The sequence below is a fragment of the Mycolicibacterium helvum genome (genome assembly GCF_010731895.1).
Taxonomy (GTDB): Bacteria; Actinomycetota; Actinomycetes; order Mycobacteriales; family Mycobacteriaceae; genus Mycobacterium; species Mycobacterium helvum.
Genome location: NZ_AP022596.1, coordinates 6,086,646 through 6,107,490, shown reverse-complemented (window position 1 = coordinate 6,107,490; position 20,845 = coordinate 6,086,646). Strand labels below are relative to the sequence as shown.

Genomic DNA, 20,845 nt, shown 5'->3' with positions numbered 1-20,845 from the left:
CTGCGCGCACCACTCAGATCGGCATCCGGTATCCGAAGAACTCGTGGTCCTCGTTGTAACCGCCTTGTCCCTTGCCGATCCGCTCGAAGCTGTCGACGAACTCGATCGCCCCGATCCACTTCACCTGTTTGAAGCCCAGCTCCACTTCATTGCGCAACCGCAATGGGGCGCCGTGGGTTTCGGAGAGCGGATCGCCATTCATCTCGTAGGCCAACAACGCCATCGGATGACGCATGTGTTCGATCTTGTGGCAGTCGTAGTAGCGGCCGCCCCCGGGCTCGGACCCGTCGGCGAGTGAGTAGAAGACGACCCAGCGCGCGCTCGGCAGCGGGCGGACGATGTCGAGGAGATCGGCCACGCGTACACCACCCCATTTGGCGATGCCCGACCAGCCCTGAATGCAGTAGTGCTGGGTGATCTGTTCATGCTTGGCCATAGCCAGCAGGTCGGCATAGCTGAATTCCCGCGGGTTCTCGACCAACCCGCCGACCTGGAGGCGGTAATCGCGCCAGCCACCTGCCCGCAGATTCTGGTATTCCTGCGATGCCGGCGGGGTGCCATTGGGCCAGAAATAGGGGGAGATGTCCTTCTCGCTGTAGTTGGCGTGCGGATGAAACCACTCCATGAAGCCTTTGAGCCAGCCGATGGCATATCGGCCGACCTTCTGGACGACCCGTGGATGGCGCAACGTGAACGGCGACGCCCACAGCCAGAGCGCGGCGATGACCGCCATCGCGATGAGATAGACGACCAACGCCCAGTACGAGTTGGTGTTGGTTCCGAAAACGATGTGGTTGAGGTTTCCGATCAGACCGGTGGCGAACACCATGACGGTGTGCACCAGGATGAAAAAGACCATCCAGAGCAGCACGATGAAATGCACAGACCGCGCAACTTGGCGGTTCGCCGGCCCGTGCCCGAGACCGAATCGGGCGGCGATCGCCGGTGCCTGGAGGAGCCCGGTGACGAACGCCAGCGGCGCGAAGACAAACACGGTGAGGAAGTAGGCGATCAGCTGCAGTCCGTTGTAGGCGACGAACCCGTCGTTGACGGGGAAGTCCAGCGACAGGTACTGCACGGCCGTCGAGGCGGCGTTGGGAATGACCTCCCACGACTCGGGCACGATCCGGCGCCACTGGCCGGTGCCGAACAGCAGCACATAGAACACAATTCCGTTGAGCAGCCACAGGCAGTCGAAGGTGAAATGCCACCACCGGGCCAGGCCGATGGTGTGGCGGACACCGGGTATGCCGAGCCACTTCGGCAAGGACACCGAGTCGTCCTTTGCGGTCCACACCGTTGCCGGGTTGGCGGGATCGAGGCGGTCCGCCGGGATGGGTCCGCGTAGCCGCAGCCAGGCGGTACCCGGCGTGCTGCCCGAATTCAGGTAGAGGCGCGGATGGTCGGCCAGGATCTGTAGGCCGGCCCGGATGATGAACATCATGAAGACGATGTTGAAGAGGTGTCCCCACCTCAGCCATGCCGGAATGCCGGGTTCGATGGCGCCACGTGGGGCGACCGTTCCCGGGTAGCGATCGATGAACTCCTGCATCCATTCGAACTGCCGCAGATGCTGGGCGACGGCAACGCCGATCACCAGCGCCGCAACGCCGAGCGGGACGAGCCACAGGGTGCTGATCCACCGCCGGCCGATCCGGATGGACGGGATTTGGGCGGGTTCGTCGGCGATACCGCCCGCCCATTCGCCGAGGCGGATCCGTTCGGCGGAACCATTCGACGGATTCTGGTGGTCGGTATCCACGCTCGCCACCCTAGTGTTTCGTCGGCGTGAATGCCGGGGCATTCGCGGTGGAACGTGCCGACGTTCACCAGCGGACGGCGACTTCGCGATTCGAAGTCGTCACCGGTTACGTGGCACAATCGTTCAGTGCGAGCGGTCTTGTGGGACATGGACGGCACCCTCGTCGACTCCGAAAAGCTATGGGACGTCGCGATCAATGAGCTGTACAGCCGTCGTGGTCGGGTGCTGACTCCCGAAGTCCGCGACGCCACGGTGGGCGGTTCGGCCGAAGGCGTGATCCGCATCGTGTTCGACGATCTGGGTCTGGACCCGGACCCCGACCACATGACAGAGGTCGTCGACTGGATGCATGACTACGTCGGTGAGCTGTTCACCAGCGGATTGCCCTGGTGTCCGGGTGCGCGGGAACTGCTCGACACGCTACTGGCCGCTGACGTCCCGATGGCGCTGGTGACCAATACTCGCCGGGCATTGACCGAGAATGCACTGAATAGCATTGGCAGGCAGTACTTCTCGATCACTGTTTGCGGCGACGAGGTAGCTGAGGGCAAGCCCGCCCCGGACATTTACCTGCGCGCCGCCGACCTGCTGGGGTTCAGCGCGGGCGACTGTCTGGCCGTCGAGGACTCGGTCACCGGCACCGCCGCCGCCGAGGATGCCGGATGCCCGGTGTTGGTGGTGCCCAACGAGGTCGAGGTGCCCAGCACTCCGCGCCGACGCCACGTTTCTTCGCTGACCGGGTTGGGCATTCCACAGCTACGGCAGATCTATGCGGACCTGCAGCTCGGCCTCGGCGAACGCTCGGCCTGAACGGCTGACCCGATATCGCGGTGGTGTGACTGCGACTGTGCGATCGTAGGTGCCACCAGGTTTCGCAGTGCTGCGGAAAGGACGCCTTATGGCAGGCCAAGGACCCATCGACCAAACACCATCCGCGATCACCGATGACGACTTCTCCTCGGGTGGTACGGCCATCCGAATCGCCTCGGTGGCCGCATTGGGCGGTCTGCTTTTCGGCTATGACAGCGCGGTCATCAACGGGGCCGTCGATTCGATCCAGGAAGACTTCGGCATCGGCAATGCTGAACTCGGTTTCGCCGTCGCCTCGGCTCTGCTCGGTGCCGCCGCGGGCGCGATGTCGGCCGGCCGGATCGCAGATCGGATCGGCCGCATCTCGGTGATGAAGATCGCCGCCGTGTTCTTCCTTGTCAGCGCGATCGGTACGGCGCTGGCCCCGAACGTCGTGACGGTTGTCGTCTTCCGGGTCGTCGGCGGTATCGGCGTTGGCATCGCGTCGGTGATCGCACCCGCCTACATCGCCGAGACCTCGCCGCCGCGCATCCGCGGCAGGCTGGGCTCACTCCAACAACTCGCGATCGTGTCCGGCATCTTCTTGTCGTTCGTCATCAACTGGATTCTCCAGCACATCGCCGGCGGCCCGAACAAAGAGCTGTGGCTCGGGCTTGACGCGTGGCGCTGGATGTTCCTGGCGATGGCCCTGCCGGCGGTCCTCTACGGGGCACTTGCGTTCACCATTCCGGAGTCGCCGCGGTATCTCGTTGCCAGCCACAAGATTCCCGAAGCCCGCAGGGTACTGACGATGCTACTGGGGGAGAAGAACCTCGAGATCACGATCAGCCGAATCCAGGAGACCCTGGAGCGCGAGGACAAGCCGTCGTGGCGGGATCTGCGTAAGCCGGCCGGCGGCCTCTACGGCATCGTCTGGGTCGGCCTGGGGTTGTCGATCTTCCAGCAGTTCGTCGGCATCAACGTGATCTTCTATTACTCCAATGTGCTGTGGCAGGCGGTCGGGTTCGATGCGGACCAGTCGGCCATCTACACGGTGATCACATCGGTGGTCAATGTGGCGACCACACTGATCGCCATCGCGCTGATTGACAAGATCGGGCGTAAGCCACTGCTGCTGATCGGGTCATCCGGGATGGCAGTCACATTGATCACCATGTCGGTCATCTTCGCCAACGCCACCCTGGTCGACGGCAAGCCCAACCTCCCCGGTGCCTCTGGAGTCATCGCCCTGGTCGCCGCCAACCTGTTCGTGGTGGCCTTCGGTATGTCCTGGGGCCCGGTGGTGTGGGTGCTCTTGGGTGAGATGTTCCCCAACCGGATCCGGGCCGCCGCGCTGGGGCTGGCCGCCGCAGGGCAGTGGGCGGCGAACTGGTTGATCACCGTGACCTTCCCGGGGCTACGCGAGCACCTGGGTCTCGCATACGGGTTCTACGGGTTGTGCGCGATCCTGTCGGGACTGTTCGTGTGGAAGTGGGTCATGGAGACCAAGGGGGTATCCCTGGAAGACATGCACGCCGAGCTGCTGCATCAGGACAAACCCACACCGGCCTGACCCGCTACGGAACGTCGGTGTATTGCCAGCTCACCCCGGTATTCGAGAACGTGAAACCCTTGCCGGTCTGCTCGCTCACACAGGAGATACCGATCTCCTGTTGAGTGTTGCAGCGGAATCCGGCGGCCGCGAGAATCTTGTTGAACGGCAAGGTCTTCGCCGTCCCCGACGGCTGCTTGAACTGGTCCGCCGGGACCGCCGCGAACAGCGGGTCGTCCAGCGTGTGCACCAGGATCGAGTTGGGGGCGACACTCTGCCCGGTCTCATTGGTCACCGTTTGCGGTGCGCCTGTCACACCGATGCGCCCGGTGCCGGTGCTCGACTGGCAGCCGGCCCAGGTGCGAGGCACGATCACGCACCGCCAGCTGCCGCTTGGGCTGGTGAAGTAATAGCCCGAATGGACGTCATCGGCCCTGGTGTAGTAGTCGAACGCATTGACCAGCTTGTCATTGCTGGGTCGCGCGGAAGTCGTCGCAGGAGCGGGTGGAGCGGTTTGCTGACTGGTATCGCTGGTGGTGACGATCGGGTTCGAGCAGGCGGTGAGCGCCAGGGCGGCGACAGCCGCCACCGTCGTTGCCCGGGATCCTCGCACGAGACGCCAGCTTAGCCCTGACGGTGCGCCTTCTCCTCGGACACTCCGTGCCCGCATCGGCACCGAACGGGCTCCGACCGGAAACCGCCGTGACGGCGAGTCGGCCCACATGGAACAATCGCAGGCCGTGAAGACCTTCGAGGAGTTGTTCGCTGAACTGGGGGAGCGTGCCCGCACCCGACCCGCGGGCAGCGCCACTGTCGCCGCACTGGATGCCGGTGTGCACACCCTCGGCAAAAAGATCCTCGAAGAGGCTGGCGAAGTGTGGTTGGCGGCCGAGCATGAACCCGACGAGGCCCTGGCCGAGGAGATCAGCCAGCTGCTGTATTGGACACAGGTGCTGATGGTTGCACGCGGCCTGACCCTCGACGACATCTACCGGAAGCTCTAGTGACTGCCATGTTGCGCGTTGCCGTCCCCAACAAGGGGGCACTGTCCGAATCGGCCGCCGAGATCCTGTCGGAGGCAGGCTACCGCCGGCGCACCGACCCCAAGGATCTCACCGTCATCGACCCGGTCAACGGCGTCGAGTTCTTTTTCCTGCGCCCCAAGGACATCGCGATCTACGTCGGTTCCGGCCAGCTCGACTTCGGTATCACCGGCCGGGACCTGGCCGCCGAAGCCGACGCCCCGGTGGACGAGCGGCTGGCGCTGGGCTTCGGTTCCTCCACATTCCGCTACGCCGCGCCCGCCGGCCGCGATTGGACCGTCGGGGATCTTGCCGGTAAGCGAATCGCCACTGCCTACCCGAACCTGGTCCGGAAAGACTTGGCGAGCAAGGGAATCGAGGCGACGGTCATCCGGCTTGACGGTGCTGTCGAGATCTCGATACAGCTGGGTGTCGCCGACGCGATCGCCGATGTGGTGGGGTCAGGGCGCACCCTGCGGCTGCACGATCTGGTGGCCTTCGGTGAATCATTGTGCGATTCGGAAGCGGTGCTGATCGAGCGCGCCGGCAACGGCGACGATCCCAACCGGGCCGCGCGCGACCAATTGGCCGCGCGGGTACAGGGTGTGGTTTTCGGTCAGCAGTATCTGATGCTCGACTACGACTGCCCGCGTTCGGTACTCGATCGCGCGACCGAGATCACTCCCGGCCTGGAATCGCCGACCATCGCGCCGCTGGCCGATCCGGACTGGGTGGCAGTGCGCGCATTGGTGCCGCGGCGTGCGGTCAACGCGATCATGGACGAGCTGACGGCCATCGGGGCCAAGGCGATTCTGGCGTCCGACATCAGGTTCTGCCGCTTCTGAAGTTGGCCCGGCCCGCGGCGCGACTGCGTGTTAGCGTCCCATTAGTTGCCGCCGGCCCGGAGGACCGCCATGACGCACGTTCTCGTTCTGTTATTGGCTCTGTTGATCGGCGTGATCGCCGGCCTACGCGCCATGACCGCCCCTGCGGTGGTGGCCTGGGGAGCGTTTCTGGGGTGGATCGACGTCAGCAATAAGTGGTCGGAGTGGGTGGCCCACCCCATCACCGTGACGGTGCTGACCGTGCTGTTGTTCGTGGAACTCGTCACCGATCAGCTGCCGAAGACACCCAGCCGCAAGAGCGCGCCGCAGTTCTTGGCCCGCCTCCTGACCGGTGCGTTCGCCGGCGCTGTCATCGGCAGTGCCTTCTTCCACACGTTCAGCTCGCTGGGTGCCGGCATCATCGGCGCCGTGCTGGGCACCCTCGGCGGCTACGAAGCGCGCTCGCGGCTGGTCGCCGCCACCGGTGGCCGCGACCTGCCGGTGGCGGTGAGCGAGGACATCATCGCGGTCGGCGGCGGCTTCCTGGTGGTCTACCTGACCAGTCTGCTGTGACGGCAGCCCACTACGACGCGATCGTCGTGGGCGCGGGGCAGGCTGGCCCGCCATTGGCCGGCAGGCTGACGGCCGCGGGCCAGACGGTCGCGGTGATCGAACGCAAACTCGTCGGCGGAACATGCGTCAACTCCGGCTGTATCCCCACCAAGACACTGGTCGCCAGCGCGCACACCGCGCACACCGCGCGCCGCGGCGCCGACTACGGGGTGTCCACCGGGGACGTCGCCGTCGATATGGCAAAGGTCAAGGCGCGCAAGGACGGAATCGTGACCGGCGACCGCAGCGGAGTCGAGTCATGGCTGGAAGGGATGCCCGGCGGCACGCTGATCCGCGGCCACGCCCGCTTCGAGGACCCGCACACCCTTCGGGTCGGCGACGAAGTCGTGCAGGCCGACCGGATCTTCCTCAACGTAGGAGGTCGGGCGGTAGTGCCTGATCTGCCGGGCCTGTCTGACATCGACTACCTGACCAATGTCGGCATCCTCGAACTCGACACGGTGCCCGAGCATTTGGTCATCATCGGCGGCAGCTACATCGGGCTGGAATTCGCCCAGATGTATCGCCGATTCGGCGCAGGGGTCACCGTGCTCGAGCGGGGTCCGCGGCTCACCCCCCGTGAGGACGAGGACGTCTCGGCGACTATCGAAGAGATCCTGACGACCGAAGGGATCACCGTCGTCACCGGCGCCACCGGGCTGCGATTCACCAAGCGGGCCAAGGGCTTCGAGGTCATCCCGACCGACGGCGCGCAACCCATCGCCGGCTCGCACCTGCTGGTGGCGGTGGGGCGCCGACCCAACACCGACGACCTCGGCCTGGACCTGGCTGGAGTCGAGGTCGACGGCCGTGGCTACATCGTCGTCGACGACCAGCTGCGCACCAGCGCCGAGCACATCTGGGCGATGGGGGACTGCAACGGCAAGGGCGCCTTCACCCACACCTCCTACAACGACTTCGAGATCGTGGCCGCCAACCTGCTCGACGACGACCCACGTCGGGTCAGCGACCGGGTGCCCACCTATGCCCTCTACATCGATCCGCCACTGGGCCGCGCCGGAATGACCGTCGAGCAGGTCCGCGCCTCCGGGCGGCGCGCACTGGTCGGCAAGCGGCCGATGACCAGGGTCGGCCGGGCGGTGGAAAAGGGTGAGACACAAGGCTTCATGCAGATCGTTGTCGACGCCGACACCGAGGAGATCCTTGGTGCGGCCATCCTCGGCGTCGGCGGTGACGAGGTCATCCATTCGATCCTCGACATCATGTCCGCTAGGTTGCCCTACACCGCGATATCGCGCACCATGCACATCCATCCGACCGTCAGTGAGCTGGTACCGACCATGCTGCAGGAGATGATTCCCCTCACCTAGCGGTGCTCGCCGACGCCCGGTCGATGGGATGTGGCAACCGGCGCTCGAAAGTCAGCACCGCCCGTTCGTTATCGATACCGATCTGGCCCTCGCGGGTCGTCCTGAGTCCTCCTGGGCGGTGTCGTTCAGGTGCTGTTCGAGTGCGTCGAGGTGGTTGGTCCAGAACTGGCGGTAGTGCTCGATCCAGCTGTCGATGGCCACCAAGCCGTCGGCGCGCAGCGCATAGATGCGGCGCTGGGCGTCGGGGCGGACCTCGACGAGCCCGGCCTCGCGCAGGACGCGCAGGTGTCGCGACACCGAAGGTTGGGTCAGGTCCGGCAGTGCGGCAACGAGTTGACCGGCCGTGCGGTCCCCGGTGGCCAACGTGTCCAGCAGCACCCGGCGACTCGGTTCGGCGATCGCCTCAAAAACGTGCATCTCGCCAGCATTACGCTAGGTGTATATAGGCACAAGCAAATACTAACGCGGTTGCACCAGCAGGGTCTGGGCTGAGGTGCCGATGAATCCGTCGCGGTCGAAGAGTTCGGCCGTCGTTACTCCGATGCCATCCGGTCCGATCGAACCGCGGGCCCGCACACCGAAATCGCTTCCCCGAGGCACCCGGTGTAGATGCACAGCGGTATCGGTGTTCATGAACATGTAGCTGGTCGGATCGAGCGCCGCGCCGACCCCGTTGGCGGAGTCGACCACCATGGCCAGTCGCTGGACGTCGGTGAGGGGATCGTCGTCGACCAGCGAGAACAGTGGACGCATCCATGCGACGGCCGCGCCGTCATCGGTGTCGGATTGTCCACGCCAGCTGATTGACTCGAGGTATCCGGGTGCGCCCTGCCAGCCGTGCGCCTCGGCTCTGGGCGGGCCCTCGACGATAGGCGCGTACCGATCCGAGGCGATGGCGGCGGTATCGCTGGACGTGAGCAGCCAAGCCGACAGCGCCGCGACGGCTCGCCAGGTACCGTCTGGTCGTTGTGCTGTCATCTCGGCCTGATGCAGCGAGATCCGGGCGCCCGGTCGTTGGATCCAGGACCGGACCCGCACAGGTGCCACCGGAATCGCGCCGAGGATATCGAGAACCACCCGGCCGATTCGCTGACCAGAACCGGCGGCGTGTTCCTCGATCAGTTTGGTCATCAGCGCCAGGGGTGGCGACCCATGCTGGATCGACGAATCCCAGTTGCTAGCAGTGAATTTGGTGCTTTCGAAACTGTGGATGTCGCCGTCGGTGCCGAGTCGGCGGTAATAACAGTCGGTCATGCGGCCGGCTCGCCCAGCTGCTGCGGCCAGCCCGGGTAGGGCGGCGGGGTGCCGCCATAGGCCGGGCACAGCGCCTGGTGGCTGCACCAGCTGCAGAGCTTCGACGGGTTGGGCCGGAAATCTCCTGTGGCGCCGGCGGATTGGATCGCCCGCCAGATTGCCATCAGGGTCTTCTCGAAGCGCAGCAGCTCCTCGAGCTCGGGGGTGTAGTCCAGCACCTGGCCGTCGGCGAGGTAGATCAACCGCAATCGGGTCGCCAGCACATTGCGCGAGCGCAGCAACGCGACGGCATAGAACTTCATCTGGAACAGCGCCTTGAACTCGGCCGCCGCCCAGGCCGCGGACGGCGCCTTGCCGGTCTTGTAGTCGACGACTCGGAGCTCACCGGTGCCGGCGACGTCGATCCGGTCGACGAAGCCGCGCAGCAGTGTTCCGTCGGCGAGCTCGACCTCGATGCGCTGCTCGCAGCTTTGCGGGTCGAACCGGGTCGGGTCTTCGAGCCGGTAGTAGCCAGTCAGCAGTGCGCGCGCCGCGGTCAGCAGCTCGCTGCGCTGCTCGGCGGTGAAGCCGTCGGCGAGGTCGGGATGCTCAGCCAGCACTCGGTCGGCGGCCGAGTCGACAAGTGACAACGCCGTCTGCGGCCCGCGGTCCGCCGCCGGCATGCCGTAGAGCTGCTCGAGCGCAGCATGCACAACTGAACCGCGTAGCTGGGCCGTCGACGGCGGCTCAGGCAGGCGGTCGACAGCGCGGAAGCGATACAGCAGCGGACATTGCTTGAAGTCGGCGGCCCGCGACGGCGATAGCGCGGGACGCGGTCGTTCCGCGGTCCCGGCGTCCGTCCTTCCCGTCGCTTCGCTCGACCCCGGTGACATAAGCGAAGCCTAGGACGGCGCCCCGACAACCAGACGGCACGTCATGCGGCGAGTCCGCTATGGCAGGCTGGACGGCTGTGACTGACGACGCTGCCACTCCGCGACCGACCGGTCCCTTCGTCGTCGGGGACCGCGTGCAGCTCACCGACCCCAAGGGTCGTCACTACACGATGGTCCTGAACCCGGGCAGCGAGTTCCACACCCACCGCGGCGCGATCGAGCACGACGCCGTGATCGGCCTGCCCGAGGGCAGTGTGATCAAGTCGACCAACGGCGACGCGTTCCTGGTGCTGAGGCCGCTGCTCATCGACTACGTGCTCTCGATGCCGCGCGGCGCTCAGGTCATCTACCCCAAGGATGCGGCCCAGATCGTCCATGAGGGCGATATCTTCCCCGGCGCCCGGGTCCTAGAGGCTGGAGCCGGTTCGGGGGCGCTCACGTGCTCCCTGCTGCGTGCCGTCGGCCCCGGCGGCCAGGTGATCTCCTACGAGGTGCGCGACGACCACGCCGTGCACGCCCAGCGGAATGTGGCGACCTTCTTCGGGCAGGATCCGGACAACTGGAAGTTGATCATCGGCGACCTCGTCGACTCCGACCTGGCCGAGGCTTCCGTCGATCGGATCGTGCTGGACATGCTGGCGCCCTGGGATGTGCTCGACACCGTCGCCCGGTTGTTGATCCCAGGCGGCGTTCTCATGGTGTACGTGGCGACCGTAACTCAGCTGTCCAAGACGGTTGAGGCGTTGCGCGAACAGCAGTGCTGGACCGAACCGCGGGCCTGGGAGTCGCTACAGCGCGGCTGGAACGTCGTGGGGCTCGCGGTGCGTCCGCAGCACAACATGCGTGGCCACACGGCATTCCTGATCTCGGCCCGCCGGCTTGCTCCTGGCACCGTCACGCCGACCCCGTTGCGCCGCAAGCGCCAGATCCCGGCCTGATTGTCACGCAGGACAACCTTCGCGCCGAGATCCACTCTCAGGGTGTCGGGGTCGGGCTCGCAGGACTGGCTGGGCTGGCGGTGTTGGCGCCGCCTCGGGCATTGCCGAATGCCAGCAGCATGTTCGCCGTCTCCCTGGACAGCTGCCAGGCGCCCTTGTCCTGGCGGAACTCCATCGGGAAGGTGAAGTTGCCCGGGTTGGCCGGATTCGACGTGGTGACGTTGATCGACGCCAGCGCATCACCGGGCTGGCGATCAGACCACCGAATCTCGGTGGCGCTGAAGGTGAGCGGGGTGAAGCCACCGTCGCGCAGCGCGGCAGCGAACTTGTCGATCGTCGCGGCATCATCAGGCGTGGTCGACTCGACGAGTTGGAGCTTGTCGGTGCCCTTGACCGTCGGATCGGCCAATCGGTAGAGCACGTCGGTCAGCGCATCGGGGCTCGGCAGCGCCGCCGCGGTGGGCTCTGGCGGAGCCAGCGCTGTGGACGACCGCTCGAACGGGCCCTGCGTCGACTTCGACTCGACGTGCTCCGAACACCCCGAGAGGCTGAGCGCCGCCACGATTGTGGCGGCGCTCAGAACTCCGAACAAGGGATGGTGCATCCAGTGGCGACTTAACCGGCGCCTTGCATCAGCGCCAGCGCCGACTGCTTGGTCAGCTGCCATCCGGTGGGGCTGGGCCCCTGGATGAACTGGATGCTCTGGGTGGCGGTCTGACCGTTGGGTGCCGTCGCGGTGACGTTGGCCGTCGCGGTCGGGCCTTCCTCGTCGATGTCAGCGACATTGAAGTTCAGCGGGAACAGGCCCTTGGCCGAGGCGTTGCTGAACGCCCGATCGGCGGCGATGCCCTCGAATCGGCCCAGCCCGAACTGGATGTAGGAGGCCTTGTTGCCGGAGAACGATCCGCCGCCCTGAAGGCCGTCGAGGGTGGCGACCAGCTGGCCTTGGAGGTCGGGAGCCGGCGTCTGCGGCAATGGTGCGCCGAAGGCGACGGGCTGCACCGTCGGCGCCACCGGCGAGCTAAATGCAACCGATGTCACACCGGCGGCGACACCGCCGACGATCGCGGCGGCGGCAACGCCCGTGGCTAGCAGTTTCAGGGTCACGGCTGTCCTCTCGTTCGGCCCGACTCATTAGAAAGATTAACAGTGTTGCCAGTGTGTCGAAATTCCCCGAACGCACATGATCGGGGTTCGGCCGGTAGCGTTGAGGTATCCGCCGCACCAACTCTCGGTGTGGGAGAGGAGCGCAACATGAGCGAGGCTCAGGACCCCCAACTGTCAAGCGAGGATGCTGCCGAACTGGAGGAGCTGCGCCGGGAGGCGTCGGTTCTTCGTGAGCAGCTTGAGAACGCGTTAGGACAAGGTAGCGCCCGCAGCGCTCGGGACGTACATCAGCTCGAGGCCCGCATCGACTCTCTGGCGGCGCGCAACGCCAAGCTGATGGACACTCTCAAGGAGGCCCGCCAACAGCTGCTCGCACTCCGGGAGGAAGTTGACCGGCTGGGGCAGCCGCCGAGTGGATACGGCGTTCTGTTGACTTCCCACGACGATGACACCGTCGACGTGTTCACCTCGGGTCGCAAGATGCGGCTGACCTGCTCTCCCAATATCGACGTCAAGTCGCTCAAACAAGGTCAGACGGTCCGCCTCAACGAAGCACTCACGGTGGTCGAGGCCGGCAACTACGAATCCGTCGGCGAAATCAGCACTCTGCGCGAAATCCTCGCCGACGGCCACCGTGCGCTGGTCGTGGGGCACGCCGACGAGGAACGCATTGTGTGGCTGGCAGAGCCGCTGGTGACCCAGGAAGATCTGCCGCCGGAACTCGCTGCCGGCCTGTCCGAGGCGGAGCTGAACCAGCGGCCCCGCAGACTTCGGCCGGGCGACTCGCTGCTGGTCGACACCAAGGCCGGGTATGCGTTCGAGCGCATCCCGAAGGCCGAGGTCGAGGACCTGGTGCTGGAAGAGGTGCCTGATGTCGCCTACAACGACATCGGCGGCCTAACCCGGCAGATCGAGCAGATCCGCGACGCCGTCGAACTGCCGTTCCTGCACAAGGAGCTCTACCGCGAGTACGCACTGCGGCCACCAAAAGGTGTGCTGCTCTACGGTCCTCCCGGCTGCGGTAAGACGTTGATCGCCAAGGCGGTTGCGAATTCACTGGCCAAGAAGATGGCCGAGGTGCGTGGCGAGGACGCGCGCGAGGCGAAGTCGTACTTCCTCAACATCAAAGGCCCGGAGCTGCTGAACAAGTTCGTCGGCGAGACCGAACGCCACATTCGGCTGATCTTCCAGCGGGCCCGCGAAAAGGCTTCTGAGGGAACACCGGTGATCGTGTTCTTCGACGAGATGGACTCCATCTTCCGTACCCGCGGCACCGGCGTGAGCTCCGACGTGGAGACGACGGTCGTTCCCCAGTTGCTCTCCGAGATCGACGGTGTGGAGGGGCTGGAGAACGTCATCGTGATCGGCGCCTCCAACCGCGAGGACATGATCGACCCGGCGATCCTGCGGCCCGGCCGCCTGGACGTCAAGATCAAGATCGAGCGGCCCGATGCCGAAGCGGCACTGGACATCTTCAGCAAGTACCTCACCGAAGAATTGCCGGTGAACGCCGATGATCTGGCCGAATTCGGTGGCGATCGAGGGCAATGCATCAGGGCGATGATTGAGAAGGTCGTCGACCGGATGTACGCCGAGATCGACGACAACCGGTTCCTGGAAGTCACCTACGCCAATGGTGACAAGGAAGTCATGTACTTCAAGGACTTCAATTCGGGAGCGATGATTCAAAACGTCGTCGACCGAGCCAAGAAATACGCGATCAAATCGGTCCTGGAGACCGGGCAGAGAGGTCTGCGGATCCAGCACCTACTCGACTCGATCGTTGACGAGTTCGCCGAGAACGAGGACCTGCCCAACACCACGAATCCGGATGACTGGGCCCGGATCTCGGGCAAGAAGGGCGAGCGGATCGTTTACATCCGCACGCTGGTCACCGGCAAGAGCAGCAGTGCGAGCCGAGCCATCGACACCGAGAGCAACCTGGGCCAGTACCTCTAGGGCGTACCGGCCCAGGTCGCCTCGAGGTCAGTGTCCGCAGAGATTCGTGGCTGCGGCGCTGTAGAAGAACGCGGCGTCCTTCGGCTCCACACCATCAGAGGTGTTGTCCGAGATCGTCTGCAGCGTGGTCGCCTGTGGCACGCCGGCGGCGATATCGCTGCAAATGTGCTGGCCAACGGCCACCGCGGTGGCGACCGGTCCAGTCCAGCCGTCATTGGCGAGTACCTTGATGAAGCTGTCCTGGTCCGCGTAGGCCGGAGCCGCGAGTGCGACGCCAAGTCCCAGCGCGGCGATGCCGGTGATCACAAATTTCTTCATGTTGTTTCCTTTACCCCGAGTTGCGCGCTTCATCCGATTTGTTGCCGCGCAATATGGCCGCAGCATAGGGGAAGAAACGCCTTACGGGAGCGATATCGTCGTCCACGTAAGTTCGTTACAGGGCACTTTATGAATTCAAAATTCCAGCGAATAGCTGTTCGCGAAGTTGTCCTGGGTGACGTGCGCATCGCGGGTCGTGGTGTCCACCCTCAACCGCTCTTTCAGCGTGCGGGTTTCATACCGCCAGCCGTCTGGCAGGGTCAGGCGTCCAGCCAAGTCCGGCAGACCGGCCAGGCTCAGGCTGGCGTCCACGCCCTGGCTATAGGTCTGCATGACCCAGCGCCGCCCCTGCGGGTCGACGAGTTCGAAGACCGGCCGCCCAGCGTCGAAGTTGAACACCGCCTTGCGATCGACCTGATTGACGCTGTACGGAGCGGGACTCATCGACGACAGCTTGACCGTGGCCTGCCGCATCATCTCGATACCGCCGAATGTCTTGGTATCCGGCTGGCCCTGGGCGTCCTTCTCGATGCTGCTCATCAGCCAGTGCCGTGGGCCGTTCAACAGTGCCGCGATCGCGTCGTGTTCCTTGGCGATCGCCTCGGCGTCGAGCTTGTCCCACAATTCGGCCGGGCAGTCGTTGAGCGGAAAGCTGTTGTAGACAGTAGCTTCCGGCCCGCCCTCGCTAGCGGTCACCAGCAGCACCTCGCCGTAACGCCGATCGAACACATCATTGCGCTCTGTCATCGTGTGTCTCCATCTTCATCTCGTGATACGCGTCGCGGCGGTCATCATCTGCCCATGCGTGACGAGCGGTACCGATCCCGCGCCACCAATGTGAGACGCAAATCGTCCAGCAATGGGTCGAGGAATTGGGAGCGGTATTCCTTGTCGGTCACCGCCTTTGCCGCCAAATACATGAAGGTGATCGCCGTCAGCATCATGGTCGTTTGGATCAGCGGGTCGGGGATGGGCAGTGTCATGCCGAGGATATGGCCGTCATTGCTGCCCGCACCTCGTGTCCAGGAGTCCAGCAGTGGTGGGCTGAGCACGATCAGACCGAGCACCAGGAAGATCGCGCCGGTGGCCAGCGCGACGGTCAGCACCTGACCCACTTGCGAGGCGGCGACGACGAACACCACGTTGGCGCGTTCGGGCCGGGACAACGGATCGGCACCGGGCTCGTCGGCGATGCCCTCGAACGGTGTGCCGGCCAGGCGATCCTGGTCTTCGAGCGCGGGTTCGGGCGACTCGAGGATCGGGCGGACCCGTTCCAGAGTGCTCGAGATCAAGAAGGCCGAGGCGATCAAGAACAGGAAGCCGATGGCCAGCCACAGCCGCCCACGGCTCACGAGCGCGGCCATCAACCAGACATAGGTGTTGAAGAACACCAGGAAGGTGAGCAGCACGACCGGCAGTGCCCGGACGAACATGCCGCTGGCCAGCGCGAGGTTCGACATCGTGTCACGCGCCGCCCAGCCCAGAATCGAGCCGATACCCGAGGCCGTGGCCGCCAGGATGATGCCGATGGCGATCGCCGACATGACCAGATTCACGAACTCCCGCGGGCTGGGACCGCCGAAAATGCAGCCCAGGACGATGACCACCAGGCATACGTTGGCGGCGACAACACGCTTCAGGGGCGTGGCGATCCGCGACACCAGCCAGCCGGCCAGCCCGGCCACCGGCAGCACCAGCACCACGAGGGCAAGCAGGAATCCTTCGGTCACCGTCGGATGGCCGTCGATGTCGATGGTGTGCTTGCCCGACAAGGCCACCACCAGAATGGAGTTCGCGGCCACCACCGCCAGGCCGGCCAGCGCAGGAGCCGAGCGACCCCACACCCGCCGTATCAGGGCGCCGCGGCGCACCACGGCCGGAAGCCCTCGAACCAGAAACCACCGCTCTTCGGCATGGCGGTCGGGTGATGTCATCGTTGCGTGGCTCCGATGTGGAGGCGTCTGGGTGAGGTCACCCTAGCGGGAAGTCAGCCTGTCCACGCGCGAGGCGCGCGACACCGCTTACCGCAGGCCCCGTAGGCTGGCGGCCATGCAACGGATCATTGGGACCGAGGTCGAATACGGCATCTCTTCGCCGTCCGATCCGACCGCCAATCCGATCCTGACCTCGACACAGGCGGTGCTGGCATACGCCGCGGCCGCAGGTATTCAGCGAGCCAAGCGCACCCGCTGGGACTACGAGGTGGAGTCGCCGCTGCGCGACGCCAGGGGATTCGACCTCAGCAGGGCCTCGGGACCGCCGCCGGTGGTCGACGCCGACGAGGTTGGCGCCGCCAACATGATCCTGACCAACGGCGCTCGGCTCTATGTGGACCACGCGCACCCGGAGTATTCGGCCCCCGAGGTCACCGATCCGATGGACGCGGTGATCTGGGACAAGGCCGGCGAGCGGGTGATGGAGGCCGCGGCCCGGCACGTCGCCAGCGTGCCCGGTGCGGCCAAGCTGCAGCTGTACAAAAACAACGTCGACGGCAAGGGTGCCTCCTACGGCACGCACGAGAACTACCTGATGAGCCGCCAGACGCCATTCTCAGCGATCATCGCGGGCTTCACGCCGTTCCTGGTATCCCGCCAGGTCGTCACGGGTTCGGGCCGGGTGGGTATCGGACCTTCCGGTGACGAGCCCGGTTTCCAGCTGTCCCAGCGTGCCGACTACATCGAGGTCGAGGTCGGCCTGGAGACCACCCTCAAGCGCGGCATCATCAACACCCGCGACGAACCCCATGCCGACGCCGACAAGTACCGGCGGCTACACGTCATCATCGGCGATGCCAACCTCGCCGAGACGTCGACGTATCTGAAGGTGGGCACCGCGTCGCTGGTACTCGATCTGATCGAGGAAGGCCCCCAATTCGGCCTGGATCTCTCGGATCTGGCGCTGGCCCGGCCGGTGCATGCGGTTCATGTGATCAGCCGGGACCCGTCGCTGCGGGCCACGGTGGCGCTGGCCGACGGCCGCGAGCTGACCGCGCTGGCCATGCAGCGCATCTACCTGGACCGGGTGGCCAAGCTGGTGGACGCCCGGGATCCCGATCCGGCCGCCTCCCTCGTCGTCGAAACCTGGGCGCATGTGCTGGACCTGCTGGAGCGTGATCCGATGGAGTGTGCGGAGCTGCTGGACTGGCCGGCCAAGCTGCGCCTTCTGGAGGGCTTCCGGCAGCGGGAAAACCTCGGCTGGTCGGCACCGCGACTGCATCTGGTCGACCTGCAGTACTCCGACGTTCGGCTCGACAAGGGCCTTTACAACCGGCTCGTGGCGCGTGGATCGATGAAGCGCCTCGTGACCGAGCAGCAGGTGATCGACGCCATCGACAACCCGCCGACGGACACCAGGGCGTACTTCCGCGGCGAGTGCCTGCGCCGGTTCGGTGCGGATATCGCGGCGGCGAGCTGGGACTCGGTGATCTTCGACCTGGGCGGCGATTCGCTGGTGCGGATTCCTACCCTCGAGCCACTGCGGGGTAGCAAAGCCCACGTCGGCGCCTTGCTCGATTCGGTCGACAGCGCAGTGCAACTCGTGGAACAACTCACGACCTGACATTCGTTAGAGGGAGCAATACCGGTCTCGACCGGTAGTGTGAAGGAACCGGCGGCCCGGCCGAATGGCACGACACAGTCGCCGATAATGAGCAGGAGGCAGCGATGGCTCAAGAGCAGACCAAGCGTGGTGGTGGTGGCGGTGAGGACGACGACCTCTCTGGCAACGCCGCCGGCGGCCAGGAGCGTCGCGACAAGCTCGCCGAGGAGACCGACGACCTGCTGGACGAGATCGATGACGTCCTCGAGGAGAACGCTGAGGACTTCGTGCGCGCATATGTCCAAAAGGGCGGACAGTGACCTGGCCTTTCTCCGATCGCCTGACCACTAGTTCACCCTTGACGGATCTGTCTTCTTTTTCCGATTTCCTGCGGCGGGAAGCTCCGCAGCTGCTGCCGACCAGCACCGGCGCCACCGGTTTGCTGCCGGGTGACGCGCTGCCGCATGGCACCACGATCGTCGCGCTGAAATATCCGGGCGGGGTCCTGATCGCCGGCGATCGCCGTTCGACGCAGGGCAACATGATCGCCGGGCGCGATGTGCAGAAGGTGTACATCACCGACGACTACACGGCCACCGGCATTGCCGGCACCGCGGCCATCGCCGTCGAGTTCGCCCGGCTGTATGCGGTCGAGTTGGAGCACTACGAGAAGGTCGAGGGCGTCCCGCTGACGTTCCCCGGCAAGGTGAACCGGCTCTCGACCATGGTGCGCGGCAATCTCGGTGCGGCGCTCCAGGGATTCGTCGCACTGCCGCTGCTGGTGGGTTATGACCTCGACGATTCGAATCCGGATACGGCGGGACGGATCGTGTCGTTCGACGCCGCCGGCGGCTGGAACATCGAAGAAGAGGGCTACCAGTCGGTCGGTTCCGGTTCGATCTTCGCCAAGTCATCGATCAAGAAACTGTATTCCGCTGTTACCGACGCTGATTCGGCGCTACGGGCCGCGGTGGAAGCTCTCTATGACGCCGCCGATGACGACTCTGCGACTGGTGGCCCCGATCTGGTGCGCGGCATCTTCCCGACTGCTGTCACCATCGAGGCCGAAGGTGCGGCCGATGTGCCTGAGCAGCGGATATCGGCGCTGGCTCGTGAGGTGATCGAAAAGCGTTCCAGGACCAACTCATTCGGGCCCGGCGGCGGCCCCAGCAACGAAGCACCGCGGGTGGACTAAGTGAGCTTTCCATATTTCATCTCGCCTGAGCAGGCGATGCGTGAGCGTTCCGAGCTCGCGCGCAAGGGGATTGCGCGAGGCCGCAGTGTGGTCGTGCTCGCCTATGATTCCGGCGTGGTGTTCGTCGGGGAGAACCCGTCGCGGTCGCTGCAGAAGATCAGTGAGCTCTACGACCGGGTTGGCTTCGCTGCGGTCGGGCGGTTCAACGAGTTCGACAACTTGCGCCGGGGCGGTATTCAGTTCGCCGATACCCGCGGCTACGCCTACGACCGTCGCGACGTGACGGGTCGTCAGCTCGCCAACGTCTACGCGCAGACGCTCGGGACGATCTTTACCGAGCAGGCCAAGCCGTACGAGGTTGAGCTGTGTGTGGCCGAAGTGGCCCATTACGGCGAGACGAAAGCCCCTGAGCTGTACCGCATCACCTATGACGGCTCGATCGCCGACGAACCCCATTTCGTGGTGATGGGCGGTACCACCGAACCGATCATCACCGCGCTCAAGGAGACCTACTCCGAGAATGCCGCACTCGGCGATGCGGTCCGGATCGCCGTCGAGGCGTTGCGGGCAGGTATCAACGGCACCGGCGGCAGCGGGAGCAGCGGTACACCGCCGGCCGAACCGCGCGTGCTCGGCCCCGCCACGCTCGAGGTCGCCATCCTGGACGCCAGCCGGCCGCGGCGGGCGTTCCGGCGGATCACCGGGTCGGCGCTGGAAGCGCTTCTGCCCAAAGCGGACATCGCCCGAGTCGATGAGCCCGCGGCAGGAGACGACTCCTGACTCGACTGGTCATCGGGGCCGGCGGCACAGGGCTCGCTCATCGTGCAGGTTGCGGCACGGTTCTTCGTCGAGGATGAGGTCTGAGATGACGGGTAGACGCTGGCAGGTGCTTGCGGTGCTGACGGTGGCCGCCGTCGCGTTGGTCGGCTGTGCCAGTGAATCCGATGGGCCGGCCGCTGAGTCGCAGGCTTCAGCCACCGTCTCGGTCGCTGAGGCTGAGGCGCCGGCTGAGGATTCGCCGGCCGAGGAGCCCGACGCTACCCCGGACCCGGCTGACGCGCCAGTGCCGGCTATCGACGAGTCGGCTTATGTCAGCGGCGGATTCGCTGCCGAGGGAGCCGGTGGACTGGGCACCATCGGCTACGGGTGGGCCGACGATTCGGGTTCGGTCATGGGCCACCTGACCGTCGACCATCTGGTCCGCGACACCAGCACCCCGGATGCGGTGGAAAGCGACCACGTGGACGTCAAAGCGACGGACAACTTCCCGATGCCCCCCAACCCACAGGTTCCGGTGCTGAAAACGACCGGCAACGCCGATGTCGCCGTCATCGGCCCTGTTGACGACAGGTTGGCACCGGTGGTGCAGCTGTCGGACGGCACCCGCCTGATCGCGACCGATTACGCTGACGCCGGCGAAATCAAGGTGGGGCAACGTGTTTGCCACAGTGGGCAGAACGAGGTCACGGCGACTATGCACGAAGTCTGCGGTCAGGTGATCGTGGTCGGCGCGACCTCACATTGCACACCGAACAACGGGTCGAGTACGTGTGTGGTGTCCGTGCGCGCCGATCGAAGTGACGGATATCCCGGCGACCATGGTGATTCGGGCGCCGCGGCCTACACGTACAACCCGAACGGAACGATCACGATCGTCGGAACGTTCAAGAGCGCTAACGACAACACCGGCATCGGATCATTCGAGCCGACGTATGCCGCGATGGAAGCCTTCGGAGGCCATCCGTTCACGACCCGGGATCTGCCTGGCTAGCA

At 65.3% G+C, this 20,845-nt stretch carries 23 protein-coding genes; 13 read left to right on the top strand and 10 right to left on the bottom strand.

What is annotated here, in order from left to right:
* Positions 1 to 13: 13 nt before the first annotated feature.
* Complete coding sequence (locus G6N38_RS28775) at positions 14 to 1,762, bottom strand: molybdopterin-dependent oxidoreductase (RefSeq protein WP_246227496.1); 1,749 nt, start codon at positions 1,760 to 1,762, stop codon at positions 14 to 16.
* A gap of 126 nt (positions 1,763 to 1,888) precedes the next feature.
* Here G6N38_RS28775 and G6N38_RS28770 point away from each other — a divergent pair, with 126 nt between their 5' ends.
* Together G6N38_RS28770 and G6N38_RS28765 are read left to right on the top strand one after the other, a co-directional pair.
* Positions 1,889 to 2,572, top strand: a complete 684-nt coding sequence (locus tag G6N38_RS28770; protein WP_163751486.1) for an HAD family hydrolase — start codon at positions 1,889 to 1,891, stop codon at positions 2,570 to 2,572.
* A gap of 88 nt (positions 2,573 to 2,660) precedes the next feature.
* Positions 2,661 to 4,124, top strand: coding sequence for a sugar porter family MFS transporter (locus G6N38_RS28765; protein ID WP_163751485.1), 1,464 nt, complete (start codon positions 2,661 to 2,663; stop codon positions 4,122 to 4,124).
* A gap of 4 nt (positions 4,125 to 4,128) precedes the next feature.
* On the opposite strand, the gene G6N38_RS28760 is transcribed toward G6N38_RS28765, so the two are convergent.
* The gene (locus tag G6N38_RS28760; RefSeq protein ID WP_163751484.1) at positions 4,129 to 4,716 is read right to left on the bottom strand and encodes a hypothetical protein; all 588 of its coding nucleotides are present in this window, start codon (positions 4,714 to 4,716) and stop codon (positions 4,129 to 4,131) included.
* Between the two features lie 109 nt (positions 4,717 to 4,825).
* On the opposite strand from G6N38_RS28760, the gene G6N38_RS28755 reads away from it, so the two are divergent.
* From G6N38_RS28755 to G6N38_RS28740, 4 genes are all read left to right on the top strand, one after another.
* On the top strand, positions 4,826 to 5,107 hold the full coding sequence (locus tag G6N38_RS28755) for a phosphoribosyl-ATP diphosphatase (RefSeq protein ID WP_163751483.1): 282 nt from the start codon (positions 4,826 to 4,828) through the stop codon (positions 5,105 to 5,107).
* 8 nt (positions 5,108 to 5,115) lie between these two features.
* Complete coding sequence (gene hisG / locus G6N38_RS28750) at positions 5,116 to 5,970, top strand: ATP phosphoribosyltransferase (RefSeq protein WP_163751482.1); 855 nt, start codon at positions 5,116 to 5,118, stop codon at positions 5,968 to 5,970.
* A 69-nt stretch (positions 5,971 to 6,039) separates the two neighbouring features.
* Positions 6,040 to 6,522, top strand: coding sequence for a DUF4126 family protein (locus tag G6N38_RS28745; protein WP_163751481.1), 483 nt, complete (start codon positions 6,040 to 6,042; stop codon positions 6,520 to 6,522).
* On the top strand, positions 6,519 to 7,892 hold the full coding sequence (locus G6N38_RS28740; RefSeq protein WP_163751480.1) for an FAD-containing oxidoreductase: 1,374 nt from the start codon (positions 6,519 to 6,521) through the stop codon (positions 7,890 to 7,892). Before G6N38_RS28745 ends, G6N38_RS28740 begins: the two co-directional genes overlap by 4 nt.
* Before the next feature lie 51 nt (positions 7,893 to 7,943).
* Here G6N38_RS28740 and G6N38_RS28735 read toward each other — a convergent pair whose 3' ends face one another.
* Genes G6N38_RS28735 through G6N38_RS28725 form a run of 3 tightly spaced genes read right to left on the bottom strand, consistent with a single transcriptional unit; the run spans position 7,944 to position 10,018 of the window.
* The gene (locus G6N38_RS28735) at positions 7,944 to 8,309 is read right to left on the bottom strand and encodes an ArsR/SmtB family transcription factor (protein ID WP_163751479.1); all 366 of its coding nucleotides are present in this window, start codon (positions 8,307 to 8,309) and stop codon (positions 7,944 to 7,946) included.
* A gap of 42 nt (positions 8,310 to 8,351) precedes the next feature.
* Positions 8,352 to 9,146 (bottom strand): thioesterase family protein, encoded by a 795-nt coding sequence (locus tag G6N38_RS28730; protein ID WP_163751478.1) that lies wholly within the window; start codon positions 9,144 to 9,146, stop codon positions 8,352 to 8,354.
* Positions 9,143 to 10,018 (bottom strand): RecB family exonuclease, encoded by an 876-nt coding sequence (locus G6N38_RS28725; RefSeq protein ID WP_163751477.1) that lies wholly within the window; start codon positions 10,016 to 10,018, stop codon positions 9,143 to 9,145. Before G6N38_RS28725 ends, G6N38_RS28730 begins: the two co-directional genes overlap by 4 nt.
* Positions 10,019 to 10,095: 77 nt before the next feature.
* Here G6N38_RS28725 and G6N38_RS28720 point away from each other — a divergent pair, with 77 nt between their 5' ends.
* Entirely contained in the window at positions 10,096 to 10,956 is an 861-nt protein-coding gene (locus tag G6N38_RS28720) for a tRNA (adenine-N1)-methyltransferase (RefSeq protein ID WP_246227495.1), read from the top strand.
* A 37-nt stretch (positions 10,957 to 10,993) separates the two neighbouring features.
* Here the strand turns inward: G6N38_RS28720 and G6N38_RS28715 are convergent, their stop codons facing one another.
* The gene (locus G6N38_RS28715; RefSeq protein ID WP_163751475.1) at positions 10,994 to 11,560 is read right to left on the bottom strand and encodes a lipoprotein LppK; all 567 of its coding nucleotides are present in this window, start codon (positions 11,558 to 11,560) and stop codon (positions 10,994 to 10,996) included.
* 11 nt (positions 11,561 to 11,571) lie between these two features.
* The gene (locus tag G6N38_RS28710) at positions 11,572 to 12,063 is read right to left on the bottom strand and encodes an MTB12 family secreted protein (RefSeq protein WP_163751474.1); all 492 of its coding nucleotides are present in this window, start codon (positions 12,061 to 12,063) and stop codon (positions 11,572 to 11,574) included.
* Between the two features lie 147 nt (positions 12,064 to 12,210).
* On the opposite strand from G6N38_RS28710, the gene arc reads away from it, so the two are divergent.
* On the top strand, positions 12,211 to 14,022 hold the full coding sequence (arc, locus tag G6N38_RS28705; RefSeq protein WP_179968460.1) for a proteasome ATPase: 1,812 nt from the start codon (positions 12,211 to 12,213) through the stop codon (positions 14,020 to 14,022).
* Positions 14,023 to 14,049: 27 nt separating this feature from the next.
* Here the strand turns inward: arc and G6N38_RS28700 are convergent, their stop codons facing one another.
* The 3 genes from G6N38_RS28700 to G6N38_RS28690 form a co-directional block, all read right to left on the bottom strand.
* Positions 14,050 to 14,340, bottom strand: a complete 291-nt coding sequence (locus G6N38_RS28700; protein ID WP_163751473.1) for a DUF732 domain-containing protein — start codon at positions 14,338 to 14,340, stop codon at positions 14,050 to 14,052.
* Positions 14,341 to 14,475: 135 nt separating this feature from the next.
* Complete coding sequence (locus tag G6N38_RS28695; RefSeq protein WP_163751472.1) at positions 14,476 to 15,087, bottom strand: hypothetical protein; 612 nt, start codon at positions 15,085 to 15,087, stop codon at positions 14,476 to 14,478.
* Between the two features lie 44 nt (positions 15,088 to 15,131).
* On the bottom strand, positions 15,132 to 16,274 hold the full coding sequence (locus G6N38_RS28690; RefSeq protein ID WP_163751471.1) for a hypothetical protein: 1,143 nt from the start codon (positions 16,272 to 16,274) through the stop codon (positions 15,132 to 15,134).
* 115 nt (positions 16,275 to 16,389) lie between these two features.
* Here G6N38_RS28690 and dop point away from each other — a divergent pair, with 115 nt between their 5' ends.
* From dop to G6N38_RS28665, 5 genes are all read left to right on the top strand, one after another.
* A complete protein-coding gene (gene dop, locus G6N38_RS28685; RefSeq protein WP_163751470.1) occupies positions 16,390 to 17,898 on the top strand; it encodes a depupylase/deamidase Dop in 1,509 nt (502 codons plus the stop codon).
* Between the two features lie 104 nt (positions 17,899 to 18,002).
* Positions 18,003 to 18,197: a ubiquitin-like protein Pup gene (locus G6N38_RS28680; RefSeq protein WP_099247286.1), complete on the top strand. Its 195-nt coding sequence runs from the start codon at positions 18,003 to 18,005 to the stop codon at positions 18,195 to 18,197.
* Complete coding sequence (prcB, locus tag G6N38_RS28675) at positions 18,194 to 19,072, top strand: proteasome subunit beta (protein WP_163751469.1); 879 nt, start codon at positions 18,194 to 18,196, stop codon at positions 19,070 to 19,072. Before G6N38_RS28680 ends, prcB begins: the two co-directional genes overlap by 4 nt.
* Positions 19,073 to 19,852 (top strand): proteasome subunit alpha, encoded by a 780-nt coding sequence (prcA, locus tag G6N38_RS28670; protein WP_163751468.1) that lies wholly within the window; start codon positions 19,073 to 19,075, stop codon positions 19,850 to 19,852. It abuts the gene before it with no gap.
* A gap of 85 nt (positions 19,853 to 19,937) precedes the next feature.
* A complete protein-coding gene (locus G6N38_RS28665) occupies positions 19,938 to 20,843 on the top strand; it encodes a chymotrypsin family serine protease (protein WP_163751467.1) in 906 nt (301 codons plus the stop codon).
* Positions 20,844 to 20,845 lie beyond the last annotated feature (2 nt).